The 9,857-nt window shown below is 56.1% G+C and carries 7 protein-coding genes; 4 read left to right on the top strand and 3 right to left on the bottom strand.

Going from position 1 to position 9,857, the window contains the following annotated elements; genetic code table 11:
* Positions 1–46: 46 nt before the first annotated feature.
* Entirely contained in the window at positions 47–1,750 is a 1,704-nt protein-coding gene (locus IQ254_RS15905) for an ABC-ATPase domain-containing protein (RefSeq protein WP_193967142.1), read from the top strand.
* A gap of 65 nt (positions 1,751–1,815) precedes the next feature.
* On the opposite strand, the gene IQ254_RS15900 is transcribed toward IQ254_RS15905, so the two are convergent.
* Complete coding sequence (locus IQ254_RS15900) at positions 1,816–3,969, bottom strand: Tex family protein (protein WP_193967141.1); 2,154 nt, start codon at positions 3,967–3,969, stop codon at positions 1,816–1,818.
* Positions 3,970–3,980: 11 nt separating this feature from the next.
* Entirely contained in the window at positions 3,981–4,433 is a 453-nt protein-coding gene (locus IQ254_RS15895; protein WP_278000335.1) for a hypothetical protein, read from the bottom strand.
* A 317-nt stretch (positions 4,434–4,750) separates the two neighbouring features.
* Here IQ254_RS15895 and IQ254_RS15890 point away from each other — a divergent pair, with 317 nt between their 5' ends.
* Positions 4,751–5,335 carry a Uma2 family endonuclease gene (locus tag IQ254_RS15890; RefSeq protein WP_193967139.1) on the top strand — a complete coding sequence of 195 codons (585 nt, stop codon included), beginning with the start codon at positions 4,751–4,753 and terminating at the stop codon, positions 5,333–5,335.
* A gap of 465 nt (positions 5,336–5,800) precedes the next feature.
* On the opposite strand, the gene IQ254_RS15885 is transcribed toward IQ254_RS15890, so the two are convergent.
* A complete protein-coding gene (locus tag IQ254_RS15885) occupies positions 5,801–6,832 on the bottom strand; it encodes an isochorismatase (RefSeq protein ID WP_193967138.1) in 1,032 nt (343 codons plus the stop codon).
* A gap of 546 nt (positions 6,833–7,378) precedes the next feature.
* Between IQ254_RS15885 and IQ254_RS15880 the strand changes: the two genes are divergently transcribed.
* Both IQ254_RS15880 and IQ254_RS15875 read left to right on the top strand, forming a co-directional pair.
* The gene (locus tag IQ254_RS15880; RefSeq protein WP_313887471.1) at positions 7,379–8,758 is read left to right on the top strand and encodes an ABC transporter substrate-binding protein; all 1,380 of its coding nucleotides are present in this window, start codon (positions 7,379–7,381) and stop codon (positions 8,756–8,758) included.
* A gap of 231 nt (positions 8,759–8,989) precedes the next feature.
* Positions 8,990–9,796 carry an ABC transporter permease gene (locus IQ254_RS15875; protein WP_278000336.1) on the top strand — a complete coding sequence of 269 codons (807 nt, stop codon included), beginning with the start codon at positions 8,990–8,992 and terminating at the stop codon, positions 9,794–9,796.
* Positions 9,797–9,857 lie beyond the last annotated feature (61 nt).

The following is a 9,857-nucleotide window of genomic DNA, read 5'->3' as shown; positions in this document are numbered from 1 at the left end:
GCTAGGGAGAGGGGGAGCTAGGGAGAGGGGGAGCTAACGGCACATTATGGCTACACAAGAGACGCTCTACGACCAGCTCTATCGGCTTGATGGGCAGGGCTACGGGGCGTATAAGTCCATTAAGGGTGAATACGACTTTGGGGATTTTGGGCTGCACATTGACCATGTGCAGGGTGACCCGTTTGCGGCTCCGAGCCGGGTGCGGGTGGTGGTGCCGCAACCGATCGCAGCGTTCCCTCAGTCGCTCTGGACTATGCCCTGTCGGGCGATCGCACTGGCAGACTACTTGACGCGTGAGTTTTATCGGGCGACGCGGGGGCAAGCGCAGCGGTCTGGTTCGGGTAAGAGTGGGCAAATCGACATTGTGCGGCCCAGCCAGGCGGTGCTCAACCGCAGTGCAGCCAGGGTAACCTCTGAGGCGGTGGAACTACGCTTTACCGTGGGGTTACCGGCCTTTGGGCGGCGGATTGCGGGGCGGCAGGCGGCGGAATTGTTGTGTGAAGCGGTGCCGGAGCTGGTGGCGAAAACCCTGGTCTACGTGGCCCTGGATGGGGCTGAGATTCAGCGACATGTCGATGCGGTGGAAGATGCTGAGGCGCTGCGATCGCAGCTCACCGACCACAACCTGGTGGCCTTTGTGGCCGATGGCGCAATTTTGCCCCGGCGCAGCGGCGTGGATGAGCAGCCGCTTGCGGATCAGGCCATACCCTTTCAATCTCCAGCCTCGCTGCGGGTCACGCTCACCTGCCCCCACGCTGGAGCGGTGACGGGCATGGGCATTCCCCAGGGCATTACCCTGATTGTGGGGGGCGGCTACCACGGCAAATCGACTCTGCTGCGGGCGATCGAGGCGGGGGTCTACAACCACATCCCCGATGACGGGCGGCACCAGGTGGTGACGATGCCGGCGGCGGTCAAGGTGCGGGCCGAGGATGGCCGCAGCATTGCCGGGGTAGATATTTCGCCGTTTATTGGCAGTTTGCCCCAGGGCCAATCGACCCGCTCCTTCTCTACCCCCAACGCCAGTGGCAGCACCTCCCAGGCGGCGAATATTATCGAGGCGATCGAGGCGGGGGCGACGGTGCTGCTGGTGGATGAAGACACCTCAGCGACGAATTTTATGATTCGCGATCGCCGCATGCAGGCCCTGATCGCCAAGGATCGCGAGCCGATTACCCCCTTCATCGACAAGGTGCGCCAGCTTTACACCGACTACGGCATCTCTACGGTGCTGGTGATGGGGGGCAGCGGCGACTATTTTGACGTGGCCGACACCGTGATTGCCATGGATGAGTTTGCGCCCCGAGATGTGACCGAGCAGGCAAAGGCCATTGCGGTGGAGTGGCGGACGGAGCGCGATCGCGAGGGCGGTGCTCACTTTGGTTCCCTCACCCCCCGCATTGTTCAGCCCGACAGCATTGACCCCAGTCAAGGCCGCCATAGCGTTAAGCTGCGAGTCCGGGATGTCGATCAGCTCCAGCTTGGCACTGAGGCGATCGATCTATCGGCGGTGGAGCAGTTGGTAGAACCGGGACAGGTGCGGGCGATCGCCGCGGCGATCGTCTATGCCCAGCGCTATCGCATGACTCTCACCACCCCGCTGCCCGACGTAATTGAGGCAGTGATGGCCGATATAGAACAGTACGGATTAGACAGTCTTACCGAATGGCCCATGGGCGATCTGGTCAGCTTTCGCGGCCTGGAGCTGGCCGCCGCGATCAACCGTTTGCGCACTCTGTTGACGGTTTGACCCACCCCGCCCGCCGGGCACCCCTCCGCGGAGGGGACGGCGTGTCTGTTCAAAAGCAAGAAACCCTACTGCCCCAGCTTCATCGATAGGCCAATGCGCTTGAGCTTGGTCTCGACGCTCATCACCTGCACCTTCACCACCTGGCCTACTTTAACAATGTCGTTGGGGTCGCTGACGAAGCGATCGGCCATCTGCGAAATATGCACCAGCCCGTCCTGGTGAACGCCCACATCCACAAACGCGCCAAAGTTGGTGACGTTGGTGACGACCCCCTCCAGGGTCATGCCTGGCTTCAGGTCGGTGATTTCGGTGATGCCCTCCTGAAAGTGGGCATAGGTGAATTGCTCACGGGGGTCGCGTCCGGGCTTCTCCAGCTCCTGGAGAATGTCGCGCAGGGTGAGTTCGCCAGCGGCGGCAGTGGTGTATTTTTTGATCTCCAAACGCTTGAGGCGGTCAGAGGCCTGGGGAATTTTGGCCAGGGGAATGGCGAGATCGGCGGCGATCGCATCCACGATTCCATAGCTCTCTGGGTGTACCGCTGTATTGTCCAGCGGGTTTTTGCCATTGCGAATGCGCAGGAACCCCGCCGCCTGCTCAAAGGCCTTTGGCCCCAGCTTTTTTACCTTCAGCAGTTCTCGGCGGGACTGAAAGGCCCCGTGGGCATCGCGAAACTCCACAATGTTGTTGGCCACCGCCGGGGAAATGCCTGACACGTAGGTTAACAGCTCGCGGGAGGCCATGTTGAGATCTACACCCACGTAGTTGACGCAGCTCTCGATGGTCTCGTCGAGCTTTTGCTTCAGCCGCTTTTGATCGACATCGTGTTGGTACTGGCCCACACCGATGGATTTGGGGTCAATTTTTACCAGCTCCGCCAGGGGGTCTTGCAGTCGCCGGGCAATGCTGATCGCCCCCCGCACGGTCACATCCAGGTCAGGGAACTCTGCCGCCGCCACCTCACTGGCCGAATAGATCGACGCGCCCGACTCATTCACCAGCACTTTCACAGGCGGGTTCGACAAGGGTTTTAGGACTTCTGCCACAAAGGCGTCGGTCTCGCGGCTAGCGGTGCCGTTGCCGATCGCAATCAGCTCAATTTTATGTTTGCGAATCATCCCCGCCAGGGTCTCTGCCGCCTGCTGCCGCTGCCGGGCCGACTGGTGGGGAAACACCGCCTGGTACTGCAAAAACTTGCCGGTGCTATCCACCGCCGCCACCTTGCACCCGGTGCGAAAGCCGGGATCGACGCCCAGGGTGGGTTTCATGCCCGCCGGGGGTGACAGCAAGAGGTTCTTTAAGTTGGCCTCAAAGGTCTGAATCGACACCTGATCGGCCCAGGCTTTTTTCTCGGCCATCACATCGCTGGTCAGGGAGGGCTTCATCAAGCGGCTATAGGCATCCTGAATCAGATCGCGATAGAACTGGCGGATCTCGGGAACTGGAGTTTTGACGATCCGCTTTTCGAGGCTGTGCAAAATCGGCTCGGGCTCGACCTCCAGACCGACTTTGAGAATGCCCTCGCGATCGCCCCGTAGCAGCGCCAGCAGATTGTGGGAGGCGATCGATCGCACCGGGGATTGGTACGACCGATACATCTCGTACTTGGTGCTGCCCTCGGGGTGGCCTTTTTTGACGCTGGCGGTGAACTGGCCCTGGCTGAGAATGCGATCGCGCACATACCGGCGCAGATCGGCCTGCTCTGCCACCTGCTCCGCCAAAATATCCGCCGCCCCTTGCAGAGCCTCGTCAACCGTCTGCACGCCCTGCTCAGGGTTCACAAAAGATTGAGCGGCCTGCCGCAAATCAGCCCGTTTAGCCGTCTGGTTGAAGACCTCAAGCTGTTGGGCCAGGGGCTCCAGCCCCTTCTCCCTGGCCATGGTGGCGCGGGTGCGGCGCTTGGGTCGGTAGGGCAGGTAGAGATCCTCCAGCTCCGTCTTTTGCTGACAGGCGAGAATGGCGGTTTTGAGGTCTGGCGTCAGCTTGCCCTGAGACTCGATCTCGCTCAGCACCGTCTGCCGACGGTCTTCCAGCTCGCTCAGGTATTGGTAACGCTCGGCAATCTGGCGCAGCTGCACCTCGTCTAAATTGCCCGTGCGCTCTTTGCGATAGCGAGCCACAAAGGGCACCGTAGCCCCCTCAGCAAATAGCGCCAGGGTAGCGTCGATCTGGGCCGGGCGGAGGCCCAGCTCAGTCGCAATGGTATTGACAGTGGTCGTCATAGAAGGCTGCTTTATTCTCCGTACTCCTGCAAGAATAGGAGAAAATCCTCTAACGCTGCTCGGGTTGATTCGGTCGGGGTAAGTTGATGCCGTGTTTGGAGAAGGATCCATCGATTTTGGATTGCAGCTCTGCGAGTCGCTCGTTCTCGCTCCTCAAGTCGTTGCCGCTCTTCTTCAGCGCTTCGTTGCTCTTCCTCAGTCTTTCGTTGCTCTTCCTCAGCCAGGCGGTTTGTTTCTCGGTTTCGACGGTTCCACTCAACGCTGAAATTAACCAGTGCCACCACGAGGGCTGCCACAGTGAGTCGGTTGCTCCAGATTCTGGGCTGGCTAACGAGTTCGAGGAATCCGAAGTCTTGTTCATCGTAGAACCGTAGAAAGGCCACAGCAATAGTCAACATTGTCAGCCCGGTGGCTGGCAGCAGGGTCAAAAAATTCAGCCAAACCTGACGTTTGAGTAACCCCATTCTAATTGATTGGCCCCAAGTCCTACTCTATTGGAACTGGCCAGAGTGCTTGACAATGCTCTCTTTAGCAGTATTCCCTTGGGGGAGAGAAGACTGCGATCCTATCGCTGACGATCGCTCCCAGGGATTTCACCATGCAGGCTTCAGAGGTGGCGAAACCCAACACTAGCAACGGTTGCGTTGGGTTAGTGATAGCGTAACCCAACCTATGGCTAAGCTGAACTACAGGATGGTGAGTCTTCTGGCACAGTGCGATCGCCTCGGCTTACCTTAAAATCAGATGACCGACTGGTTGTATTATTTGCCGGTGATTCTGAATGGTTCAGTCACCCTCGCAGCCCTTAACCCTAGAAGCGTTTCTGCAACGGCCAGAGACCAAGCCTGCCAGCGAGTATATCGATGGCCAAATCATTCAGAAACCGATGCCCAGGGGAAAGCACAGTCTGCTGCAAACACGGCTTTCTGCGGTTCTGAATGCCGCTCTACAGCCAGAGCAGATAGCCTGGGCTTTTTCAGAGCTACGCTGCACCTTTGGCTGTCGCTCCATCGTTCCCGATATCAGCGTGTTTACCGGGTCGCTCATTCCCTGTGATGCCAGTGGTGAAATCGCCAATGCGATTGAAACCCATCCCGACTGGGCGATTGAGATTTTATCTCCCAACCAGAGCCAAACCCGAGTTACCAAGACTATTTTGCACGGCTTGAAGCATGGCTCTCAACTGGGATGGCTGATTGACCCCGATGAACGAACGGTGTTGGTCTACCTGCCGCCTGAGCAGGTCAAGATTTTCGATCAAGCCGGCGATCGCATACCAACGCCTGCGTTTGCGGCTAACGTTCACCTCACCGTCAGTGAGCTATTCAACTGGCTCGTCATTCAACCGCCTGCTCCTGAGATGTAGGGTTGATGAAACGAAGTGAAACCCAACGCTAATCAATATTCTGAGGCTTGATGGGGTCTGCTACCGCGTCCCTCAACCTACAGGTCTTCGCAGGCTTTGCTTGCCAATGCTTTGCTTAACAGCGACTGTTCCTTAGGACAATCTCAACGCGAGGCTAGCTGATTTGTTTCAGCCAACTGTAGAGAAAACCAGGTTGATTCGCAACACAACGGTTTAAACCGATGGCTGGCCAATCCTTTCCGTGAGGTGAAGGACGACGGAACGTCCTTCTCGTAGGCCGGAGGACGCGCGCAGCTGGGGTCTGGGGACAGCGAAATGTCCCCAGCAGCAGAGACGAGTCACTTCTCTAGACTTGGCAACCGGCACAGAGTTTTTTCGAGTTTCGCCATCGCCTGCTGAATGAGGGTGACGCCAGTGCTGTAGGTCTGCTTGCCCCGGTTGACAAGAGTTGGGATATCGTCATTTTTAGCCTAGCCCTGGCCACTCGACTAAGGGCGTAGTGGACTGCACCCGGTGCATGCCCGCCGTGGCAAATTGGGCATAGGTCGCTTCGGCTGGGTCGGTGAAATCGACCACCCCAGGAACAACCACTGGCGAGGTGCAGTCGTCGAGCAGATAGACTTTCTGGGCCAGAGCCGGGTCGGTGGCTTGAATGTCGCTGAGCAGATCGGCCACCGTCCAGGCGACACAGTGACTCTTGGCCTGGCCAGCAACAATCACGGCGTCAAACTCCAGCAGGGTTTGGATCAGGGGGGTGTTTTTGGGGGCGATCGCCCGGCCCTGGTCATCCTCAGTCACCTCGGGGCTGAGGACCGAGTAGTTTTCGGTGAGGGGATGGCTGCCCTTGACTTCAAAGCGGGTCTGACTCTGGCGGGCCAGGGTGTGAAAAAAGCAGGCCTCTTCGATCGCAGGCACCAGGGCATGGCCAATGCCCCCCAGCATAGAGTGGTAGGGCCAGATGGTGAGGGGGTACTTACCCCGATTATCTAAAGTTTTGGTGTAGTGCAGACCGTAGGCTTGCAGGTCTCGGGAAGGGGAGAGATTGAGAGCAACCGCAGGGTTCACCCGCCACTTGCCCTGTACCACCTCGTCGTAGTGAATCAGGGTCATTGGCGGTGGGTTATGGCCCTCGGCATCGACCCAAAACTCGGCGTGAAACACCTGCATCACCGTATGGGTGTCGAGGGTGGCGGTGATAGTGGTAATGCGGCCCAGATTGCGGTAGATAAACTCAGCCAAGCGGCGATTATCCTCCACGGCCCCCTGCCCCGATCGCCCGCCGACAAACAGCTCAAAGTCGGGAATGCAGAACGTATTTTGCACATCGATCAGCAGTAGACAGAGGCGCTGGCGATCGGTGGATGCAGGGGTCAGGCGGTGGTCTAAGGCCCAGGCTTTGGCCTCAGCAGCCCGCTGTTGATAGGGCACCCGCCACACCTCCCCGACACGGTTGGGGTCAAAAAATTGGGGTACTGGCAGCACAGCAGGTAGTGTCATAGCAGATAAATCTGTTCGGGGCTTTAATTCTAGCGTCACCCGCTGGGGCCATACTCTGGAGTCATCCCAACAGCAGCCTGCTCAGCTTAAACGGTTAAGGCCCGGGTACTCAAACCGACAACCTCGAGAGGTAGGGCAATCGCATCTTAGCCATGAGGTTGTCACCACGATGTCGCTAACTTCTGGAGTGCTTCTTGAGCTCTCTCCCCTGCTATCCGCAAGGTGATTGTTGGGTAAATCAGCATGATCTGGATCTTCTTATAACTTTATAAGTAATTTATATAGACCTATAAAATTATTTTTTGGATAAAATAACTGCCCTATTCGAGATGTATCTCGGTTTACAGTCTCTATCTAACCTTAGTGGAATAAATGGGCATCGGATGAGTTGATGCAGGTAAAAATATGCGCTACTTCCTAGGTTGGTCTCGAAAGAAAATAGCCTCAGGGTTATTAGTAACATCTGTTCTTTTCATGGGTGCTTGCTCCACTGATCAGGCCAGCTCTGATGGAGAACCTACAAGCTCGGGGAGCAATTCTGGTGAGGTGATTCGAATCGCTATTGGCACCCAGGATCAGGTAATCAATACTGCTGTTGGCGGTGCCACAGTGCGAGAACTAGAGCTTTTAGAAAAGTATTTGCCAACCGACGGTAAGTATGAGGGAGTAGAGTACGATATTCAATGGTCTAGCTACACCTCAGGCCCCCCAATTACTAACAAAATGCTGGCCGATCAAATCGATATTGGCCTCATGGGCGATTTCCCTGCCGTCATTAATTTGATTAAGTTTCAGCAAGAAGCTGAAGATGCTGACTCTATCTTCATTGGCACCTTGGCCTACAGCCCCAACGGTGCCGGTAACGCCGTAGTCGTGCCCAAAGATAGCGATGTCACCTCTTTAGCTGACCTCAAAGGGGGCACCGTTTCGGTTCCGTTTGGCTCTGCAGCCCATGGCATGGTGCTCAAGGCGCTTGCCGACGCCGGCTTAGACCCAGAAACCGATGTGAATCTGATTAGTCAGGCCCCAGAGGTGGGTGGGTCGAGCCTCCGCACCGGGCAAATTGACGCCCACGCTGACTTTGTCCCCTTTGGTGAATTATTTCCCTTCCGCGGGTTTGCTAAAAAGATTTTTGACGGTGCTCAAACCGGTGTTCCTACCCTCCACGGTATTACGGTACGGTCTGACTTTGCCGAAGAATATCCTGAAATTGTGGTGGCTTACCTGAAGGCCGTACTTGAGGCTAACCAGACATTTCAAGCCGATCCCGAAGGTATCTCGGCCCAAATTGAAGAATGGTCGGGTATCGAAAAAGAAGTGGTCTATATGTTCTTAGGCCCCTCTGGGTTACAGCCCCTTGACCCCACCATTCGTGAGGTACAGATCAGTGCACTCAAGAACAGTATTGCGACCCTAACCAGCCTCGGCAAAATTGAGAAGCCCGTTGACCCCGAAGAAGTCGTCAACTGGATTGATGAAAGCTACTTGTTGACAGCTATGGAGGAAATGGGGCTCGACTATGACGAGGTCATTGCCACCGCAGAAGCCTATCAGATTACTGGTGAAGATGCCCTAACTGGCGAAGCCATTGAAGATCCAAAACTGGCGGCTCAGCTTTGGGTGCAGGACGATGAGGAAGTGACCAACTATGCCTCGATCGCAAACATGGTCAAAGCGCTTTCTGCGCTTCAGGCCGAAGGTAAGGCCGCCGATGTCATGTTTGTTCATGACTTCAACAACGGTTGGAAGCTGTTTGCAGAAAACGCCTATTTTGTCAGCAATGGCGATCAGGTCACGGCCTTCTTACTGGAGTCTGACGCCCAGGCCTACGCTTCTTCCAATGGTGGCCAGATGACGGCATTTAGGGGGTTGCAAGACCTCTATGCCAATCGCCAGCCAGTTTTAGTCGGGGCAGTACAGCGTTAGGAGTTGAGTTCGAGTCGATAGCCATGGGCAAGCAGTCCTACACTGCCTCAGTTTGTCTTAAAGCATGGCCTGCCGCTGCACTTCGGGGTGCCTAATACAGGTCATAGAGAACAGAATGGTGAGATCTGCTTGCCCTACTGTGGCTGTCAACCAACAAGTATTGATGTGATTGAGAGGCGCACCATGGCAGTTTCGGTTCCACGATCAGGGTATCCGCGCTGGCTAGGGCAGATGGCCGATGGATTGAGTAGCTTATTTTTTTCGAATCGTTCGGCCCGGCGGTTGCTGTCTCTAGTGCTGTTTTTTGGCATCTGGCAGATTCTCTGCGAGATTAGTTTTGACTTTTTTATCAATTTTCAGTTTGTGCCATCGCCTGTGGAGGTGCTAAAAGCCACGCTGACCTTTTTTACCGAAGATCCCTGGGTGCATTTTCGCTCTAGCATTAATCGGGTGCTATGGGGCTATGCGGTGGCTTCGGGTATAGGGGTGCTGCTGGGCGTTGTGATTGGCTGGTTCGCGGTAGCTGAAGACCTGCTGCTGCCACCCCTCGAACTGCTGCGACCGATTCCTGCCGTCGCCTGGATTCCTCTGGCAATTTTGATGTTCCCCAATGCTGAGAGCGGGATGATTTATATCACCTTTGTGGGGGCATTTTTCCCGGTGCTGATTAGCACGATCAATGGGGTCGAGAGCACCCTCAGCGATACTGTCTTAATTCGAGTCGGGCAGTGTTTAGGGGCAAAACCCTGGCATATCTTCAAAGACATTGTGGTACCCGGTTCATTGCCCAGTATTGCCAATGGGTTGGTCATTGGTATGGGAAACGCCTGGTTTTGTCTGGTCACCGCCGAAATTTTGGCCGGGCGCTATGGGGTTGGCTATATCACTTGGGAATCTTACGTCACGTCTAACTACCCCCCGATTGTGATGGGGATGTTGATGATTGGTCTCATGGGTGCCTTTAGCTCTTGGGTCGTGAGCCGCGCTATGGAATTGCTGATGCCCTGGCGCGTCATTAAGAAGCAGGGTACTGCATAGAGAGTCGGCGATTTCAGTGTCTTAGATTTTGACCATTAGCCGGATATCTCTTAACAGCATG

This window comes from Nodosilinea sp. LEGE 07088, assembly GCF_015207395.1.
Taxonomy (GTDB): Bacteria; Cyanobacteriota; Cyanobacteriia; order Phormidesmidales; family Phormidesmidaceae; genus Nodosilinea.
This window is presented reverse-complemented; position numbering and strand designations above follow the sequence as displayed.

Bases quoted from the DNA above. Each gene is read 5' to 3' on its own strand.
- IQ254_RS15890 (WP_193967139.1), top strand. From the start codon at position 4,751: ATGGTTCAGTCACCCTCGCAGCCCTTAACCCTAGAAGCGTTTCTGCAA.
- IQ254_RS15885 (WP_193967138.1), bottom strand. From the start codon at position 6,832: ATGACACTACCTGCTGTGCTGCCAGTACCCCAATTTTTTGACCCCAAC.
- IQ254_RS15905 (WP_193967142.1), top strand. From the start codon at position 47: ATGGCTACACAAGAGACGCTCTACGACCAGCTCTATCGGCTTGATGGG.
- IQ254_RS15875 (WP_278000336.1), top strand. From the start codon at position 8,990: ATGGCCGATGGATTGAGTAGCTTATTTTTTTCGAATCGTTCGGCCCGG.
- IQ254_RS15895 (WP_278000335.1), bottom strand. From the start codon at position 4,433: ATGGGGTTACTCAAACGTCAGGTTTGGCTGAATTTTTTGACCCTGCTG.
- IQ254_RS15900 (WP_193967141.1), bottom strand. From the start codon at position 3,969: ATGACGACCACTGTCAATACCATTGCGACTGAGCTGGGCCTCCGCCCG.